Annotated in this window: 16 protein-coding genes and 1 other RNA gene; 6 read left to right on the forward strand and 11 right to left on the reverse strand. The window is 73.5% G+C overall.

Going from position 1 to position 18,270, the window contains the following annotated elements:
• Positions 1-55: 55 nt before the first annotated feature.
• The 5 genes from ACZ4QV_RS08065 to ACZ4QV_RS08085 all read right to left on the reverse strand — a co-directional run bounded on the left by ACZ4QV_RS08065 (position 56) and on the right by ACZ4QV_RS08085 (position 7,040).
• On the reverse strand, positions 56-1,489 hold the full coding sequence (locus ACZ4QV_RS08065) for an NAD-dependent malic enzyme (RefSeq protein ID WP_361144933.1): 1,434 nt from the start codon (positions 1,487-1,489) through the stop codon (positions 56-58).
• Positions 1,490-1,944: 455 nt separating this feature from the next.
• On the reverse strand, positions 1,945-4,368 hold the full coding sequence (locus ACZ4QV_RS08070; RefSeq protein ID WP_361144937.1) for a HelD family protein: 2,424 nt from the start codon (positions 4,366-4,368) through the stop codon (positions 1,945-1,947).
• 262 nt (positions 4,369-4,630) lie between these two features.
• Positions 4,631-5,371, reverse strand: coding sequence for a zf-HC2 domain-containing protein (locus ACZ4QV_RS08075; protein WP_361585594.1), 741 nt, complete (start codon positions 5,369-5,371; stop codon positions 4,631-4,633).
• Positions 5,368-5,856 (reverse strand): sigma-70 family RNA polymerase sigma factor, encoded by a 489-nt coding sequence (locus ACZ4QV_RS08080; protein WP_467762710.1) that lies wholly within the window; start codon positions 5,854-5,856, stop codon positions 5,368-5,370. The genes ACZ4QV_RS08075 and ACZ4QV_RS08080 overlap by 4 nt, the downstream gene beginning before the upstream one ends.
• A 542-nt stretch (positions 5,857-6,398) precedes the next feature.
• Positions 6,399-7,040, reverse strand: a complete 642-nt coding sequence (locus tag ACZ4QV_RS08085) for a CGNR zinc finger domain-containing protein (protein ID WP_361144945.1) — start codon at positions 7,038-7,040, stop codon at positions 6,399-6,401.
• Between the two features lie 155 nt (positions 7,041-7,195).
• Between ACZ4QV_RS08085 and ACZ4QV_RS08090 the strand changes: the two genes are divergently transcribed.
• Entirely contained in the window at positions 7,196-7,972 is a 777-nt protein-coding gene (locus tag ACZ4QV_RS08090) for a class I SAM-dependent methyltransferase (protein ID WP_361585598.1), read from the forward strand.
• A gap of 48 nt (positions 7,973-8,020) precedes the next feature.
• Here ACZ4QV_RS08090 and ACZ4QV_RS08095 read toward each other — a convergent pair whose 3' ends face one another.
• Positions 8,021-9,259: a uroporphyrinogen-III synthase gene (locus ACZ4QV_RS08095; RefSeq protein WP_361585601.1), complete on the reverse strand. Its 1,239-nt coding sequence runs from the start codon at positions 9,257-9,259 to the stop codon at positions 8,021-8,023.
• Between the two features lie 140 nt (positions 9,260-9,399).
• Entirely contained in the window at positions 9,400-10,821 is a 1,422-nt protein-coding gene (locus tag ACZ4QV_RS08100; protein WP_361585604.1) for a nitrate/nitrite transporter, read from the reverse strand.
• A 308-nt stretch (positions 10,822-11,129) separates the two neighbouring features.
• Between ACZ4QV_RS08100 and ACZ4QV_RS08105 the strand changes: the two genes are divergently transcribed.
• From ACZ4QV_RS08105 to ACZ4QV_RS08120, 4 genes are all read left to right on the forward strand, one after another.
• Positions 11,130-11,273, forward strand: coding sequence for a lasso RiPP family leader peptide-containing protein (locus tag ACZ4QV_RS08105; protein ID WP_361585607.1), 144 nt, complete (start codon positions 11,130-11,132; stop codon positions 11,271-11,273).
• Between the two features lie 250 nt (positions 11,274-11,523).
• Positions 11,524-13,401 (forward strand): asparagine synthase-related protein, encoded by a 1,878-nt coding sequence (locus tag ACZ4QV_RS08110; protein WP_361144956.1) that lies wholly within the window; start codon positions 11,524-11,526, stop codon positions 13,399-13,401.
• Between the two features lie 5 nt (positions 13,402-13,406).
• Complete coding sequence (locus tag ACZ4QV_RS08115) at positions 13,407-13,661, forward strand: lasso peptide biosynthesis PqqD family chaperone (RefSeq protein WP_030025130.1); 255 nt, start codon at positions 13,407-13,409, stop codon at positions 13,659-13,661.
• A complete protein-coding gene (locus ACZ4QV_RS08120; protein ID WP_361144959.1) occupies positions 13,658-14,068 on the forward strand; it encodes a lasso peptide biosynthesis B2 protein in 411 nt (136 codons plus the stop codon). The genes ACZ4QV_RS08115 and ACZ4QV_RS08120 overlap by 4 nt, the downstream gene beginning before the upstream one ends.
• Before the next feature lie 43 nt (positions 14,069-14,111).
• Here the strand turns inward: ACZ4QV_RS08120 and ACZ4QV_RS08125 are convergent, their stop codons facing one another.
• Positions 14,112-14,642, reverse strand: coding sequence for a DUF4232 domain-containing protein (locus ACZ4QV_RS08125; protein WP_361619232.1), 531 nt, complete (start codon positions 14,640-14,642; stop codon positions 14,112-14,114).
• Between the two features lie 101 nt (positions 14,643-14,743).
• Positions 14,744-15,715 carry a LysR family transcriptional regulator gene (locus ACZ4QV_RS08130; RefSeq protein ID WP_361144965.1) on the reverse strand — a complete coding sequence of 324 codons (972 nt, stop codon included), beginning with the start codon at positions 15,713-15,715 and terminating at the stop codon, positions 14,744-14,746.
• 124 nt (positions 15,716-15,839) lie between these two features.
• Here ACZ4QV_RS08130 and ACZ4QV_RS08135 point away from each other — a divergent pair, with 124 nt between their 5' ends.
• The gene (locus ACZ4QV_RS08135) at positions 15,840-17,150 is read left to right on the forward strand and encodes an MFS transporter (RefSeq protein WP_361585615.1); all 1,311 of its coding nucleotides are present in this window, start codon (positions 15,840-15,842) and stop codon (positions 17,148-17,150) included.
• A gap of 102 nt (positions 17,151-17,252) precedes the next feature.
• On the opposite strand, the gene ssrA is transcribed toward ACZ4QV_RS08135, so the two are convergent.
• Together ssrA and smpB are read right to left on the reverse strand one after the other, a co-directional pair.
• Positions 17,253-17,622: a transfer-messenger RNA gene (gene ssrA, locus ACZ4QV_RS08140) on the reverse strand.
• A gap of 116 nt (positions 17,623-17,738) precedes the next feature.
• Positions 17,739-18,257 (reverse strand): SsrA-binding protein SmpB, encoded by a 519-nt coding sequence (smpB, locus tag ACZ4QV_RS08145; protein WP_361144971.1) that lies wholly within the window; start codon positions 18,255-18,257, stop codon positions 17,739-17,741.
• Between the last annotated feature and the right edge of the window lie 13 nt (positions 18,258-18,270).

Here is an 18,270-nt window from a genome sequence, read left to right on the forward strand (position 1 = left end):
GCCCGCCACCCTATGGGGGCGCCGCGGACCCGGTGCCACGCGACGCGCCGGGCGGTCAGGCCGTCGTGGCGGCCGTCACAGCCTCTCCCGCGGCCTTCGCGGCTTCCTTCACCGCGTCGGCCACCGCGCCCGCGACCTTGTCGTTGAAGACGCTCGGGATGATGTAGTTCGCGTTGCGCTCGTCGTCCAGGACGACGTTCGCCAGCGCGCCGGCCGCGGCCAGCATCATGTCCGTGTTCACCGTACGGGACTGGGCGTCCAGCAGGCCGCGGAAGACGCCCGGGAAGACCAGCACGTTGTTGATCTGGTTGGGGAAGTCGGAACGGCCGGTGGCCACGACGGAGGCGGTCTGCCGCGCGATCGCGGGGTCCACCTCGGGGTCGGGGTTGGCGAGTGCGAACACGATCGCGCCCTGCGCCATCTTGGCGACGTCGTCGCCGTCCAGGACGTTGGGGGCAGAGACGCCGATGAAGACGTCGGCGCCGACGACGGCCTCCTTGAGAGTGCCGGTCTCGCCCTCCGGGTTGGTGTTGTCGGCGATCCAGCGCAGCGGCGAGTCGGGGTCGGCGTCGACCAGGTCCTCGCGGCCGGCGTGCACCACGCCGTTGATGTCGGCGACGACGGCGTGCTGGACGCCGGCCGCCATCAGCAGCTTGAGGATGGCCGTACCGGCGGCGCCGGCGCCGGACATCACCACGCGGACGTCCTCGAACTTCTTGTCCACCACGCGCAGCGCGTTGGTCAGCGCGGCGAGCACCACGATGGCGGTGCCGTGCTGGTCGTCGTGGAAGACCGGGATGTCCAGGGCCTCGCGCAGCCGGGCCTCGATCTCGAAGCAGCGGGGCGCGGAGATGTCCTCCAGGTTGATGCCCGCGAAGCCGGGGGCGATCGCCTTGACGATCTCCACGATCGCGTCGGTGTCCTGGGTGTCCAGGCACAGCGGCCAGGCATCGATGCCGGCGAAGCGCTTGAAGAGGGCCGCCTTGCCCTCCATGACGGGCAGCGCGGCCTTGGGGCCGATGTTGCCCAGGCCCAGCACGGCGGAGCCGTCGGTGACGACCGCGACGCTGTTGCGCTTGATGGTCAGGCGGCGGGCGTCCTCGGGGTTGTTGGCGATGGCCTGGCAGACCCGGGCGACGCCGGGGGTGTAGACCATCGACAGGTCGTCACGGCTGCGGATGGGGTGCTTCGACTGCATCTCGATCTTGCCGCCGAGGTGCATCAGGAACGTACGGTCGGAGACCTTGCCGAGCGAGACGCCCTCGATGCCGCGGAGCTTCTCGACGATCTCGTCCGCGTGGGCGGTGGAGGTCGCGGCGATGGTGACGTCGATGCGGAGCTTTTCGTGGCCGGAGGCGGTCACATCGAGGCCGGTGACGGAGCCGCCGGAGGACTCCACGGCCGTGGTGAGCTGGCTGACCGCCGTACCGCTCGCGGGAACCTCCAGTCGCACCGTCATCGAATACGAGACGCTAGGCGCCGTTGCCATGGCCGACTTCCTCTGCTTTCCCTTGTTTCTCTCTGCGCGCCGCTCCGGGGTCCGCGGCGGGATCAGGCCGGAGTGCGAGGACCGATCGTCCCACCTACCAGCCGGTACACGGTAACCAGACTCCCGTTACGGAAAGGATTTTCCACCATACGAGAGAGTCTGGTCGAACGGAAGACCTGACCGGCAAGCGCGGATGAACACTGCGCGAACGCCGACGGGCGCCTCCCGGATTGCTCCGGGAGGCGCCCGTCGTGTGGTTCAGTGACACCGACCCGCCATGCTCGCCTCGCGGCAAGTGGTCGCTCGTAGCGACTATGGTTGGGCCCGGGGGCTTGGATCGGGCCGGTGCCACCACCAAGGCTAACAAACCATCCCTGGAAGCGAATCCCGTCCCGCCACCTTCTTTCGCGGCGGGGCACCGCCGTTCGGCGGACGCCCGGGGACGCCCCGGCCGCTCAGTCCCTCAGAAGATCCGGGACTCCGTCCTCGTCCGGTTCGTCGCGCGCCCCGGACAGCACGGTCAGCTGCTGGGTGGCCCGGGTCAGCGCCACGTACAGCACCCGCAGCCCGGCCGGCGACTCGTCCGCGATCTCGGCGGGCGAGACCACCAGGGTCGCGTCGTACTCCAGGCCCTTGGCCTCCAGCGAGCCCAGCGCCACCACCCGGTCGCCCAGCTCCGCCAGCCAGCGGCGGGCCTCCGCACGGCGGTCCATCGCCACCACGACGCCGACCGTGCCGTCCACCTCGTCCAGCAGCAGCCGGGCCGCCTCCCGGACGGAACCGGCCAGGTCGTTCTCGTCGGCGACCGCGAAACGCGGCGTCAGGCCCGTGGAACGGACCGCCTCCGGCGCTTCCATGCCCGGCATGGCCAGCGCCAGCACCCGCGCCGCCAGCTCCGCGATCTCCGCCGGGTTGCGGTAGTTGACGGTGAGGGTGAAACGGCGGCGCGGACGGGTGCCCAGCGCCTCGTCGCGGGCGACGGCCGCCTCGTCCGGATCGGACCAGGACGACTGCGCCGGGTCGCCGACCACCGTCCACGTCGCGTGCCGGCCGCGGCGGCCGACCATCCGCCACTGCATGGGCGTCAGGTCCTGCGCCTCGTCGACGATGACGTGGGCGTAGTCCGTACGCTCCTCCTCCAGCCGCTCGCGTCTGCCGCGGCCGCCGCCGGACATCCGCTCGCCGTACGTCCTCAGCTCCTCCAGACCGGTGAGCTGGTCCAGCGGGTCGGCCTCGCGGGGCCGGGCGGGCCGGGGCGGCGCGCCGAGGATGAGCTGGAGCTCGTCCAGCAGTGCCACGTCGTGGACCGACAGCGGCCCCTGCCCCTTGTCGTCCAGCCGGCTCAGCGAGCGGGCCAGCTTGCGCACCTCGCGCTGGTTGAGCACCCGGCGCGCCCAGCGGCCGAGCCGGCGCTCGTCGGCCATGGCGGCCAGCACGCCGCGCGGGGTCAGCTCCGGCCACCAGGCGTCGAGGAAGTCCTGGAAGTCCGGCTCGGTGGTGATGTCCTCGTCGAACGCCTGGCGGGCCTCGGCGGCCAGTTCGGGATCGGTGTAGCGCTTGGCCGCGCCGGAGCGGGACCAGAGGGCGTCCAGGATCAGGCGGCGGGCGCGCGGGCGCAGCAGGTTGACGGGTGCGGTGCCGCCGAGGGCGTTGTGCCGGATGCGGTGCAGGTCGCGTGCGTCCAGTTCGACGCGGGAGCCGAAGACGACCACCCGCAGCCGGTCCGGCGGTCCGGCGGGGGCCGCTGTCGCCTCGTCCTCCTCGCCGAAGGCGAGCTGGCCGTCGGCGGGCGCCTGGGCGGCGGCCCCCGCGGACGCCGTACCGGCCATTTCCAGGGCCCCGCGCGCCGCCTTGCGCAGCAGTTTCTGCATCCGGCTGGAGCCCTTGATGCGGGCGACGGCCGGGGAGTCGTACGCGGTGGCTTCCGCGCCGTCCACCAGGGAGCCCAGCGCGCGGATGGCGACCTGGCCCTCCTCGCCGAGGGACGGCAGGACGCCTTCGGTGTACGCGACGAGCAGCGGGGTCGGGGAGACGATGAGGATGCCGCCCGCGTAGCGGCGGCGGTCCTGGTAGAGGAGGTAGGCGGCACGGTGCAGCGCCACCGCGGTCTTGCCGGTGCCGGGGCCGCCCTCGACCTCGGTGACGGAGGCGGCGGGGGCCCGGATGACCATGTCCTGCTCGGCCTGGATGGAGGCGACGATGTCGCGCATCGTGTGGCTGCGGGCCCGCCCCAGGGCGGCCATCAGCGCGCCGTCGCCGACCGCGGGCAGCTCCTCGCCGTCCAGCGTCGCGGCGATCTCCGGGCGCATCAGGTCGTCCTCGACGCCCAGGACGCGGCGGCCCTTGGAGCGGATGACCCGGCGGCGTACGACGCGGCCGGGCGCGACCGGGGTGGCGCGGTAGAAGGGGGCGGCGGCGGGTGCGCGCCAGTCGATGACCAGCGGGCTGTAGTCGGCGTCCAGCACGCCGAGGCGGCCGATGTGCAGGGTCTCGGCGATCTCGGCGCGGCCGTCGGTGATCGCGCCGTCGGCGGGTTCGACGGAGGTGTACGCGCCGTCCGGGCCCTTCTTGCCGTCCTTGCCCAGGAGCAGGTCGATCCGGCCGAAGAGGAAGTCCTCGTACTCGGAGTTGAGCCGGTTCAGGTGGGCGCCGGCCTGGAAGACCTGGGCGTCCCGCTCGGCGAGGGCGCCGGGCGTGCCGACCTGGCCGCGTTTGGCGGCGTCGTCCATGAGGAACTCGGCCTCGTGGATCTTCTCCTCCAGCCGCTGGTAGACACGGTCGAGATGCTGCTGTTCGGAAGCGATCTCGCGTTCGCGTGTGCTGTCCGGCTGTGCGTCGTGGACGGAGTCCGGCGCGTGCGTGGCATTCTGCGCGGCCACCCAGGCCCCCTTCTTCTGTGCGTAGGGCAGCCGTCAACCGTACGCGAACCGGGCACCGGGCGCACCTGACCCAAAGGACGAAATCACCACCGGGCGGGCGCAAACCGGGCACCGCGGACGGGCGGGCGGGGCGGAATCAGCGGTTCCGACTATTCGGGAGGGGGATCGGGCGCCCGGTCACGCCTCGGTCCGGAGGCGACCGGGCGGCCGGGCACCGGGGCCGGGGGCCGGGGCCGCTCTCGTTCTGAGGGTGGGCGGCCGGTCACACCTTGATCTCGGCCAGCCGCCTGCCGTCGAGCGTGCGGACCTCGAAGCGGTCGATGTAGGAACGGTTCATCGCCGAACCGCCGTGGGTGTAGAGCGGCTCCTTGTTCCACTTGGCGGCGCCGTCCTTGAGGCCGTAGCCGCCCGGGGGCACCGCCCAGGTCGTCACGGTCTGCTCCGCGCCGCTCTTGCCGACCGCGACCAGGTCGCAGGTGAGCGGGCCCTTGACGTTGGCCAGCTTGAGGGCGACGTGGGTGCCCCAGGGCTTGCGCTCCATGGAGACGCTGGCGGCGACCTTGGTCACCGGGTCGACCGTGCCGACCTTCTCGCCGTGCTCGTACATCGTGCGGGCGTAGCTCGTCAGGTGCTCCGGGGGCTCGGCGGTGTCCCCCGCGGTCAGCGCGTACGTGGTCAGCGGACCGCCGACGACCAGTACGGCAGCGGCGGCGACCAGGTACAGGCGGCGCCTGCGGCGGGTGCGGCGCACCGCGCCGACCTCCTCCAGCAGCCCCGCCAGGACGCCCGGCCCGGGGACCGGGGTGACCGCCTCCGGGTCGGGCGCCGACTCCCTGGCGTCGGCGAGCAGCGGCGGCAGGCCCATCAGGCCGTCCAGTTCGGCGGCGCACCGGCCGCAGCCCGCCAGGTGCTCCTCGAAGCGTGCCGCCTCGTCGGCGTCCAGGACGCCCAGCGCGTAGGCGCCGACGTCGGTGTGTGCTACGGGCTCCACGGGCCGCTTCACGCCGTCACTCCTCGTTCTTCGAGCGAGAGCTTCAGGGAGCGCAGGGCGTAGAAGACCCGGGACCGGACGGTTCCGGCCGGTACCCGGAGGACTTCGGCCGCCTCATTGACCGTACGCCCCTTGAAGTAGGTCTCTATCAACGCCTCCCGATGGGCCGCACTGAGGTCGCCGAGCGCTTCGGTGATCGTCATCAGGCGCAGGGCCCGGTCGATCTCGTCGGCGGCCGGCATCGATTCCAGGGGGCCGGAGTCGACCTCCTGGGGACGTGCCTGACGGCTGCGGTGGCTGTCGATGACGATGCGCCGGGCGACGGTGACCAGCCAGGGGCGGACGGAACCGGTCGCGCGCTGCAACTGGCCGGCGTTGCGCCAGGCCCGCAGCAGGGTCTCCTGCACCACGTCCTCCGCCCGGTGCCGGTCCCCGGCGACCAGGCGCAGCACGAAGGCGAGCAGCGGGCCGGCGTGCTCCTCGTACAGGGCCCGCATCAGCTCCTCGTCCGGCGCCGTACTGTCTGCCACGTCGGCATCCTCGCGCACGCCAACTCCCGGGTCGATAGCGCGGATCGGACATTCGCTGCGCACGGCCATCAGCGCTCGCACGCGTCGCCGGTGTCACTGCCGCCGTCTTCCGCACCGCCGATCACCTCGATCTGCCGTCCGCGACCGGGCTCGCGCATGTCCGCCCCCTCGTCTCGCATTCCGGGCCGATCGGGGCCTGGGTAAAGGCCCCTTCAGCCAGCAGTACGGGGGCCGGGGCGCCGCGGCTCAGCATCTGACGGGTGAATTCCCGTGCCGGGGGCGGGGGTCAGGGGGCGCGGACGGGCGTTCGGCGAAGGGCCCGCCCGCATTTCCCGGTTCATGCGACGGCTTTCCGCCGGAAGGTGCCGGGGCGCGGCGCCCTGCGGGGTACGGCCGGCATCTCCGCCGGCGGGTCCGAAATGCCCTGCGGGGGCGGTCCGAACGGTCTCCCTTTCCCTCTCCGTACGGCGCGATTCCCGCGCGTCCGGGGCGGTGCCGCAGCGGGCCGCTCACGTTTTCGTCGGCACCGTCCGTACGGCAGGGAGCTGCACCTGAGCGCCCACGGCGGCCTGCTGGCCCGCGCGGCTGACCGCCCGCCGGCGGTGGCGGGCCACCCGTTCCCGGTTCCCGCACACCTCGCTGGAGCACCACCGGCGCCGCCGCCCGCGCGAGGTGTCCAGGTACACCAGCGCGCAGCTCTCGCCCTCGCACTGCCGCAGCCGGCCGCGGGTCGCCCCGTCGGTCAGCATCCCTATGGCGTCACGGGCCACCGCCGCCAGCAGTCCGGCGCAGTCGGGGGGCGCGGCGAGCGTCCGGACGAGGGCGCCGTCGTCGGCGCGTACGGCGCGGTCGGGCGGTACCGGGGCGGCGGCGGCCGCCGCGTTGAGCAGGCGCAGGTCGCCGTCGGCGGCCCGGCCGCACAGTTCGTCGTGGACCACGCGGCGCAGCAGTTCGCGCAGCATCCGGAAGCGTACGACCCAGCCGCGGTCCACGGCGCCGAGCTGGGTACTGCCGGGAACGACGCCCGCACCCACCAGCCAGGCCGCCAGTTGTTCGGGCCCGGCCAGCCGTTCGGCGGACCGGCCGGTCGTGGCCATCAGGTCCAGGCAGATCCGCCCGCAGTCGAACCGCAGGTCAAAAGGCGCCGCCATGTGCCCGTCACTCCTTGGGAGACAACCTCTGCCCTATCAGAGTGCCCGGCGCGGCCCCCGGCCGTAACCCTCGGCACCGCCGCACACCGGGCCGCGCCTTCCGTATACATGACGTGTATGCATCGCGTGTATACCTCTGTTGTATAGTCCGGATCATGTCGGCCAAGACCCTGCTCAAGAACCGCTCCAGCCTGACGCACAAGGTCCGTTACGCGGTCAGCAACCCGGCGCGGATCGCGCCCTACCTCCGGCGCACCGCCCGGGACTCCTGGCTCCGCCTCAAACACCCGGACCACGTCGCGTACTACCGCGCCGTGATGGCCTCCGACGCCGGCCGCAACCCGGAGGCCGCGGTCGGCAGCCGCAGCCACGAACGCTGGCTGGCCCTGGGCGAGATGCAGTTCACCTATCTGATGGAACACGGGCTGCGGCCGGACATGCGGATGCTGGACATCGGCTGCGGCAACCTGCGGGCCGGCTGGCGCTTCATCGCCCACCTCGACACCGGCAACTACTACGGCATCGACATCTCGCCGGACATCCTGATAGCCGCCAAGAAGACCCTGGCCACCTACGAACTCCAGTACAAGGTCCCGCACCTGACGATCACGCAGGACCTGACCTTCGACTTCCTGCCGGACCGGCACTTCGACGTGGTGCACGCGCACAGCGTGTTCTCGCACTCGCCGCTGTCCGTGATCGACGAGTGCTTCCGGCACGTCGGCCGCATCCTGGCGCCCGGCGGGTTCTTCGACTTCACCTTCGACCGCACCGAAGGCACGGAGCACCAGGTGCTGCGCGAGGACTTCTACTACCGCACCGGGACGCTGCTGGCGCTGGCCCGCAAACACGGGCTGGAGGCCAGGTTCATGGAGGACTGGGAGACCCGTCCGCACGGCCAGTCCAAGATCCGGGTGACGAACCCCGCGTAGCGCGGCCCTCCCGGGAGGCTCCCGGGGACGGCCGTACGGCGCGGTACGTCACTCGTCGCCGTACTTGGCCCCCACCTGCGGGTCGAGCGCCAGCCGGTACCCCCGCTTTACCACCGTCTGGATCAGCTTGGGCGCGCCGAGCGCCCCCCGCAGCCGGGCCATCGCCGTCTCCACCGCGTGCTCGTCGCGCCCCGCTCCCGGCAGGGCGCGCAGCAGGTCGGCGCGGGAGACGACCCAGCCGGGGCGGCGGGCCAGCGCCCGCAGCAGCGCCATCCCCGCCGGGGGCACCGGCCGCAGCGCGCCGTCCACCAGGGCGGCCTGCCCGCGGATCTCCACCCGCCGTCCGGCGACCGTCAACGGGCGCACGCGGCCCGGCAGTTCGCGGCAGAGGAGCTGGACGAGCGGGCCGAGCCGGAACCGTTCGGGCTGGTACGTGGTCACCTCGTGCGCTTCGAGGGGCAGCGCGGTGACCGGCCCGACGCAGGCGGGCAGCACGTCACGGCGCAACGCGTCCAGCAGCCCGTCCCGCAGGCCGCGTTCCTCGGCGCGGCGCAGCAGCGAGGCGACGGCCGGCGCGCTGGTGAACGTGATCGCGTCCAGTGCGCGGCCGACCGCCGCGTCCAGCAGCCGGTCGACGGGGCCGATGTCGGCGGGCGGCATCCAGCGGTAGACCGGTACGCCGACCACCTCGGCGCCGCCCGCCCGCAGCGACTCCACGAAGCCGGGCAGCGGTTCGCCGTGCAGTTGGAGGGCGATCCGGCGTCCGCGCACGCCCTCCTCAAGCAGCCGGTCCAGCACCTCCGCCAGCGACTCGGACTGCGGCGACCACGTCTCCGTCAGCCCGGCCGCGCGGATCGCACCCTTGACCTTCGGGCCGCGGGCCAACAGCTCGACGGCGCCGAGCCGGGCGAGCAGCGCCGCGCCGAGCCCCCAGCCCTCGGCGGCCTCGATCCAGCCCCGGAAGCCGATCGCGGTGGTCGCGATCACCACGTCCGGCGCCCGGCCGATCAGGTCCTCGGTGGCGGCGAGCAGTTCCGCGTCGTCCGGCAGCGGCACGATGCGCAGCGCGGGGGCGTGCAGGACCTGGGCGCCGCGCCGTTCGAGCAGGGCGCCCAGCTCCTCGGCGCGGCGGGCGGCGGTCACCCCGACGGTGAAGCCGTCCAGGGGCCGTACGTCCGTGGCGTCCGGCGCGGCGTCCCGGGCCGGGTCGCCGTGCTGCCGCGCGCCGTCCGGTGCGCTGTCCCGTGCGCCGTCGTCGTGACGCTCGTCGTGCTCGCCCTCGTGCATGGTCCGTCCCTGGCTCGTGCTGGCTCCGGTGCCGCCGGGCACCGGTGGCGGTCCGAGCCTGCCAACCGCCGGTGACAGGCTCGCTCCCGCAGTATTTCCCAGCGGTTACGGACCGCCGCGGCCACCCGGCGCGGCGCGCGTCACACCTCCGCGAGCGCGGGCGCCGCCGCCTCCCGGTCCCGTACGGCCGCGGTGGCCGCCGTACGCCTCAGGTACACCGCCCAGGTCACCGCGGAGCACAGCGCGTAACAGCCGAGGAAGGCCACGAACGCCGGGGTGCCGGAGCCCCCGGCCCGGAACGCCTGGCGGAAGGCGAGGTTGACGCCGAGGCCGCCGAGCGCGCCGACGGCGCCGATCAGCCCCATCGCCGCGCCGGACAGCCGCCGCCCGTGGGCCGCGGCCGCCTCGCCCGTCAGGCCCTTCGCCAGCGCCTTGGCCTGGAAGATGCCGGGGATCATCTTGTACGTGGAGCCGTTGCCGAGGCCGCTGAGCACGAACAGGACGACGAACCCGGCGAGGAAGACCCCCAGCGAGTGCCGCGCCGACGCCACGATCACCACGCCCGTGGCCAGGGCCATCGCCGCGAAGTTCGCCAGGGTGATCCGGGCCCCGCCGTACCGGTCCGCCAGCCGGCCGCCCACCGGCCGCACCAGGGACCCGAGCAGCGGCCCGAGGAAGGTCAGCGACGCCGCCTGGAGGGGCGTGCGCGCGAACTGGGTCTGCAGGACCAGGCCGAAGGCGAAGCTGTAGCCGATGAACGACCCGAAAGTGCCGACGTAGAGGAGCGAGACGATCCAGGTGTGCGGGTCGCGGGCGGCATCCCTGGCCGCTCCCGTGTCGTTGCGCACCGGGCGCAGATTGTCCATGAACAGGGCCGCCAGCACGGCCGCGGCCACGATCAGCGGGAGGTAGACCGCGAGCACGAGCCGCGGGTGCGCCGCGCCGGCCGTGGCGATCACGAGCAGCCCCAGCAACTGGACGACGGGGACGCCGATGTTGCCGCCACCCGCGTTGACCCCGAGCGCCCAGCCCTTCTTCCGCAGCGGGTAGAAGGAGTTGATGTTCGTCATGGACGAGGCGAAGTTGCCGCCGCCGACCCCTGCCAGCGCCGCGACCAGCAGAAAGACGGTGTACGAGGTGCCCGGCCGCAGCGCGGACGCCGCGGCGGCGGTGGGAATCAGCAGCAACACCGCGCTGAACACCGTCCAGTTGCGCCCGCCGAACCGCGCCACCGCGAAGGTGTACGGCACCCGCAGCACCGCCCCCACCAGCGTCGGCACCGCCACCAGGAAGAACTTCCCGGCCGCGTCGATCCCGTACTCGGGCCCCATGAACAGCACCATCACCGACCACAGGCTCCAGACGGAGAACCCGATGTGCTCGCAGACGACGGAGAGCACGAGGTTGCGCCGGGCGATCCGCCGCCCGTGGTCCCGCCAGAAGGTCTCGTCCTCCGGGTCCCATTGCTCGATCCAGCGGCCCGGTCCCCGGACGGGGGCGCGGGCCGCCGCCCCTCCGCCCTTGGCCGCTCCTGTGCCCGTCCTCGCGTCGGTGTCCGTCATCGCGCCTCCCAGCTCCCGGTTGCCGCCGTACCGCGACGCTAGGAAGGGCGCGTTTCCTCTCTGTGGCGGCGCGTGACCGCCGCGAAACCTTGCGCTCACCGCCTCCGGGAGCGCGCGGTGAGCAAAGATCCCGCCGGTGGCGCACAACCGCCGGAGGTTACGCCAATGCACCCCGTGCGCCCCCGACGTCACTCGTTAGGGGCAATGGCAGAGGGCATGGACTTTGGCAACATCTCCCTTGGATGCGTTGAGTAATCACGCGAACACCAAGAGTGTCCGCGTCGTGACCACGGGAAGGGACGCAGCCGATGCAGGACGGACAGGAACGTGACGAAGTGACCGAGTACGAGGCACCGGAGCTGGCCGACGCAGGGGCCTTCGCCGAGCGGACGCTCGGGTTCACCGGCGAACTCTCCGACAGCTGGGGCGGACTGCACAGCACCTTCTGGTGACCTGCGGGCCCCGGCCGCGCCGGCCCCCGGTCCGGCGGTCCCTGCCCGGGCGCGCACCGCCCGCCCCGGCAGGGGCCGCCCCCACCACCACGGCCGGACGGCCGCGTCGCGGTACCGGCCGCCCCGCGACACCCCGGCCCGCCCAGCACCTGTCACCTACGGCCTACGACCTGTCCGCATCTGCCGGCACCCGTCCGCACCCGACCATGTGCCGTACGCCCGCACCGCACGCCAGGGGTGGTAAGTCATCGTGGATTTCGTCGTCTTCCCCGACCATCCCGCGACCGGTCCGCTGTGCCTGAACCTGCGCCGCGACCCCGCCGTGCGCACGGTGCGCCACCCCTCCGGACGCCCCTGGGTCATGGGGCACTGGACCGATGAGGAGGCCGTCGCGGCCGGTTCGGGGCCGGACCGGCTGCTGCTGCTCGGCACGACCTCGGCCGACGCCGGGACCCTGGGCCGGATGCTGCGCCGCCTGCGCCGCCTGGACGACCTCGACACCCGGGTGCGCGAACTGCCCGGCAGTTTCTTCCTGCTGGCCGCGATGGGCTCCCGTATCCGGTGCCAGGGCAGCCTGTCGACGGTCCGCCAGCTCCACCACGCGACCGTCAACGGCGTCACGGTCGCCGGCAGCCACCCGCAGGACCTGGCCGCGCTGGCCCGCGAGGCGGCCGCCGTCGGCCTGCCCACCGGCGCCCCCGGCCTCGGCTCGGTCGACGACGAGAGCCTGGCGCTGCGGCTGCTCGCCCCGTTCGCGCCCTTCCCGCTCGCCCAGCGCCCCGCCTGGCGGGCGGTGCACGCCGTACCGCCGGGCCACTGCCTGACGCTGGGCGCCGACGGGCGGCACGGCACGGCGCGCTGGTGGCGTCCCCCGCAGCCCGACCTGTGGCTGGAGGACGCCGCCGAATCCGTACGGGACGCGCTGACCGAAGCGGTACGGGTGCGCACCCGCCGCCCGGCGCTCAGTGCCGACCTCTCCGGCGGCATGGACTCCACCAGCCTGTGCTTCCTCGCCGCCCGTGAGGACACCCGGCTGATCACCACGGCCTGGGTGTGCCGGGACGAGGCCAACGACGACAACGTGTGGAGCGCCCACGGCGCGGCCCTGCTCCGCTCCGCCGAGCATCTGCCCCTCCCGTACGCCGACGCACCCACCTGGTACACACCCCCACAGCCCGCGCACACCGACCCGGCGGGCCCGCTCGCCGTGATCCGGGAGAGCGCCCGGCTCAGCCACCAGGCGCGCATCGTCGCCGCCCGCGGCTCCCGTACGCATCTGGTCGGCGTCGGCGGCGACGAACTGTTCTCCCCGCGACCGGTGGCGCTGAACTCCCTGGCGCGTACGGACTTCCGGTCCGCCGCCCGGCGCGCGTGCACGGCCCGCCGCCTCGGCCGCTGGACGCTGGTGGACACCCTGCGCACCCTGTTCGGCGGCGTGCCGTACCCGCAATGGCTGGAGTCCTGCGCCGACCGGATCGTGCCCGGTGTGCGGTCCGGGGACAGCGGCGCCGACTGGGAGGTCGTACCGGCCATGCCGCCGTGGGCGCACCCGGACGCGGTCTCCACGGTGCGCCGTCTGGTGCGGGACGCCGCCGCCGGGGAGCCCGAGCCCTTCGCGCCGCTGCGCTGCCAGCACGAGACGCTGCGGGCCGCCGCCCGCGCCGGGGAGATCGTGCGCGGCGCGGCCGCCCTGACCGCGCGGCACGGCGTCACCTTCGAGGCGCCCTTCCTCGACGACAACGTCATCGAGGCCGCGCTGACCGTGCGCCTCGTGGACCAGGTCGCGGTCGGCTCGTACAAGCCCCTGCTCAGCGCGGCCATGCGCGGCGTCCTGCCGGACGCGGTACGGGCCCGGGCCACCAAGGGCGAGCACAGCGCCGAGGTCTACGCGGGCCTGCGCCGCCACCGCCGGGCCCTGTCCGCGCTCTGCGACGACTCCCACCTGGCCGGGCTGGGCCTGATCCGGCCCGAGGTACTGCGGACGGCCCTGACCTCGCTCCAGCCGCTCGCGCACACCCTGCATCCCCTCGACCCCACCCTGGCGGCCGAGTACTGGCTGCGCTCCCTCCGGGAGACGCAGGCCCCGGTCCCCACCCGCCCCACCGTTCCCGCCGCGGAAGGAGCCTGAACCCGATGTTCGCCCTCGCCCCCCACGTCAGCAGCGTGCGCACCCCCGGAGGCATGGTGCTGCTCAACGCCCGTACGGGCCGCTACTGGCAGATGAACAACACCGGCGCGTTCGTCCTGGAGCACCTCCTCGCCGGCGGCACCTGCGCGTCCGCCGCCGACGAGCTGCGCAACCGCCACCCCTCGGCGGCGGACCGGGTGGCCGCGGACGCCGTCGCCCTGCTGGAGTCGCTCAGGTCGGCGAAGCTGGTGACCTCGTGAGCATCCCGGTCGCCCTGGGCGTGCCCGCGCGCCTGTCCTTCGCGGAACGCTGCGCCGCCCTCGGCTGCGTCGCCGCGGCCCGCCTCCTGGCGCGCTGCTCCCCCCGCACCCTGTGCCGCGCGCTGGAGGCCGTACGGCGCGGCGCCCGCCCGGCCACCGCGCCGGAGGCCGCGCGCGCCCGGCACGCCGTCGTCACGGTCAGCATGCGCTGCGCGGGCAACGGCTGTCTGCCACGCTCCGTGGCGACCGCCCTGTTGTGCCGCCTGCGCGGCCGCTGGCCCCAGTGGTGCACCGGTGTCCGTACGGAGCCGTTCCGTGCCCACGCGTGGGTGGCGGTGGACGGCCGTCCCGTGGGCGAGCCCGACGACACCCGGCTCTACCAGCCGTTGCTGACCGTCCCCCGGTGAGATCCCGCGTCACCACGCCATCGGGTGCCCGTCCGCGGGCCGGTCAGCCGGCCGCCGCCCGCGGCGGTGCCATCCGGATCACGTCGCCGCAGACGTCCATGCCGGTCTCCCGGCCCTTCTCGTCCCGGATCGGCGCCATCGCGCCGTCGCCGGTGTCGCGGGGTGCCGCCGCCACGGCGTGGCCGTTGGTGATCCGGCAGTCGTCCGGAGCGGGCCGCCGGCCCGCGGGGTCCCGGTACTGAAGATCGATCACGACGCGCCCGCCACTGGGCAGGCCCACCGGCCGCGTCCGGCCCTGCCCCACGCCGTTCGCGAAGGGCCCCTTGCCGAGGTACACCCGGAAGGCCGGGTAGCCGCCGAAGACGCATCTGCCGGAGCCGGTGTTGACCGCCGAGAGCCGGCCTTCCCGGTGCGTGCTGCGCGCCTTCTTCTTCAGGACCGTGACCTTCCACTTCAGGTCCTCGGTCGTGCATTTCGCGTGCAGCGCGTCCATACGCGGTTCGTCACAGGCAACCAGGCCACCGCTCAGGGCGAGCACGGCCAGGGCTGCCACGGTCAGCGGGCGCTTGCGCACGGGACCCCCTCGATGTCCGGCTACGGTTCCTGACGCCCATAGGGAGGGATTCCAGCGCTTACCGGTTGCTTATACGACGAAAATTCGGCAGCCGTCGGCAGTCACCGGCCGTTCGCCATCAGCGCCGCGTCCACCTCCGGCAGCCACACCGCCCCCTCCGGCCACCGCAGCCACCCCCGTTCGGCCGCCAGTCCCCGGCAGGCCGACCGCAGCGCGTCCAGGCCCGCATGGCGCAGGCCGCGCCGCCACACCAGCGATACCGGCGAGAGCGGCACGGGGTCGGTGACCGGCCGCAGCGCCATGCCGGGCACATCGATGAACTCCACGCCGGCCAGCACCGACCAGCCCTGCTTGCGTACCACCCGCATGAACTCCGCCGGCCCCTCGATCTCCGGGAACGGCGCCGCCATCGCGATGTCCCGCCCGGCGAAGAGGCGCGCGGCGAGGTCGGTCCACTCGGCGGTGTGCGGGTTCCCGGCCCCGGCGTAGAGGGTCTCGCCCGCCAGCTCGGCCAGCGGGACGGCGGGGCGGGCCGCCAGCGGGTGGTCCGCGTCCAGCAGGACGGCCATCGGCTCGTACCGTACGGGCTGGTGCTCCAGGCGGGCCCGGACGGCCGGGGGCAGTCCGGCGACGCGCCCGAAGGACACGTCCAGTCGCCCGGCGGCGAGTTCGGCCGCCGCGCCGGTCAGGCCGCTGTGGAAACGCGCGACGAGTTCGCAGGCGGGGGCCAGACGGCGGGCTTCCTCCAGGACGGTGTGCGCCGTGCCGACGGGGACGCTGACGTCGACCAGCAGCGGGCGGTCGTCGGGGGTGCGGAAGGCGGCGGCCAGGTCGTCGTGGGCGGCCAGCACCCGGCGCGCGTACGGGAGCAGCCGGGCGCCGTCCTCGGTGAGGGCGACCCGGCGCGTCGTACGGTCGAAGAGGTCGGCGCCCACCTCCCGTTCCAGCCGCCGGATGTCGCGGCTCAGTGCCTGCTGGGCGACGTACAGCCGGGCGGCGGCGCGGGTGAAGTGCAGTTCGTCGGCGACGGCGGTGAAGGCGCGGAGCAGGCGCGGGTCGAGGTCTCGGGACACGCGCACATCGTGCCACCGGCGCGTGCGGGGACCGGACGGGCCGACCTCATTGACAACAGGGCCGCGTGAATGCGGGCACTTCAGGTGTTGGACGGGGAACAGCCCGCGCGGCGACGGTGGTTACGTGATCCTCTTCCTCGCCGCCCGCCCCGTGACCGCCCCGCCCGTCCGCCCCGTTCCGCCGCCCGTCCGCCGCCGGCGTCGCCGCCGCTCCCCCGCCGCGCTCCGGCGCGTACTCGGGCCGTACGGACGGATCTTCGCCGTCCCCGGCACCCGCGCCTTCACCGCCGCCAACCTCCTCGCCCGGCTGCCCATGGGCATGTTCAGCGTCAGCACGATCCTGATGATCGCCGGGTCGCGCGGCTCGTACGCGCTGGCCGGGGCGGTCACCGCGACGGGCCTCGCGGCGACGGCGGTCGCCGGGCCGTGGACGGCGCGGCTGGTCGACCGGTACGGGCAGGCCAGGGTCGCCGTCCCCGCGACGGCACTGGCCGTGCTCGGGTCGCTGGCGCTGCTGCTGTGTGTCCGCTTCGGTGCGCCGTCCTGGACGCTGTTCGCCGCGTACGCCTGCACCGCCACCACACCGAACACCGGCGGCATGGCGCGTGCCCGCTGGGCCCACCTCCTGCGGGACGACCCGCGCGCGCTGCACACCGCCAACTCCTTCGAGCAGGCGGCGGACGAGGTGTGCTTCATGCTCGGGCCGGTGCTGGCGGCCTTCCTGTGCACCGGGCTCTTCCCGGAGGCGGGCACACTGACCGGCGCGGTGCTGCTGCTGACGGGTGTGCTGCTGTTCGCCGCCCAGCGCCGCACGGAGCCGCCGGTCGCGCCCACGTCCGCCCGCCACGGCGCCGGACGGCTGGTGACGTCGCTGCTGCCCCTCCTGCTGACCTTCCTCGCCACCGGCGCGGTCTTCGGCTCGCTGGAAGTCGTCACGATCGGCTTCACGGACGCGCACGGGCAGCGCGCCGTGGCGGGCGCGCTGCTCGCCCTCCAGGCGGCCGGGTCCTGTGCGGCGGGCCTGCTGTACGGGGTGCTGCGCCCGGCCGGACCGGCGGACCGCCGCTTCGTACGGTGCGTCACCGCGATGGCCGCGCTGATGTGGCTGCCGTTCGCGGCGGCGGGCGCGGGCGGCGGGGCCCTCCTGGCGGCGGCCCTGCTGCTCGCCGGGATGGCCACGGCGCCGACCATGGTCACCGGGATGGGACTGATCCAGTCGCGGGTACCGGCCGGCCGTCTGAACGAGGGCATGACGCTGGCCGTCACCGCGCTGCTGACCGGCATCGCGGCGGGCTCGGCGGGCGGCGGCTGGGCCGTGCAGCACCTGCCCGCCGCAACCGCCGCCGGCTACACCGTGCCCGCCGCGGCGGCCGCCCTGGCCCTGACCGCGGCCGTCACCGCGCACGCCGTACGGGCCGCCCGGCGGCCGGCCTGAGGCCCGGGGCACGCGACGACGAAGGCCCCGCTGCCTGGGCAGCGGGGCCTTCGCCTCACATGGGGTGACGGGTCCGGGGGCCGGGGCCTCCGGTTCTCCGTCGAGTGGAGATGGCGGGAATCGAACCCGCGTCCAACGGTGCGGAAACAGGGCTTCTCCGAGCGCAGTCCGCTGCGATTTTCTCGGCCCCGGAGATCTCGCGGACACGTCTCCGACGGGCTCAGTCACTGTGTGATTTCCTTCCAGGCCCCGTGACCGGGCCTAGAAGTTTAGTTCCCTAGCTGATGCCAGGATCCGGGTCGGGAACACCCCCGGGCTGACACTTCGCAAGTCGCTACTTAGGCAGCGAGGGCGAAGGAATCGCGCTTGGTGTTGGCGATTATTTTTTGCGACATATGGTTTACGAGATCATTGCCGCTTCCTCGGCTCGCTTCCCCTGCTTCGACATCCGCTGTCGAAACCGATCATCCCCATGTTGTTTTTTCAAGGTGGTGCCCGCACCGGCGTGCGGTGCGTAGCCCATCGTACGTGACCAACGCGCCACGATGCCAGCGTATTCCTGTCCGGGGCGGCGGGCCGGGCACCCGGTCAGGCCCGCTCGCGCCGCTTGGCCGCCGAGATCGCCCGGTGCGCCTCGCGCCGGTCCTGCTGCTCACGCAGCGTCTGCCGCTTGTCGTACTCCTTCTTGCCCTTGGCGAGCGCGATCTCGACCTTCGCACGGCCGTTCTTGAAGTACAGCGACAGCGGCACGATCGTGTGGCTGGTCTCCTGCGACTTCGACTCCAGCTTGTCGATCTCCAGACGGTGCAGCAGCAGCTTGCGCTTGCGGCGCGCGCTGTGGTTGGTCCACGTGCCCTGGGCGTACTCCGGGATGTGCACGTTGTGCAGCCACGCCTCGCCGCGGTCGATCTGCACGAAGCCGTCGACCAGGGACGCCCGGCCCTGGCGCAGCGACTTGACCTCGGTGCCGGTCAGCACCAGCCCGCATTCGTACGTGTCCAGGATGAGGTAGTCGTGCCGCGCCTTCTTGTGCTGGGCGATGAGCTTGCGGCCGGTCCCGTCGTCCTTCTTGTTCTTCTTCTTGTTCGCCTTAGACGTCTTGGTCATAGTGAAGCCATTT

It is taken from the genome of Streptomyces sp. NPDC026394 (assembly GCF_055567735.1).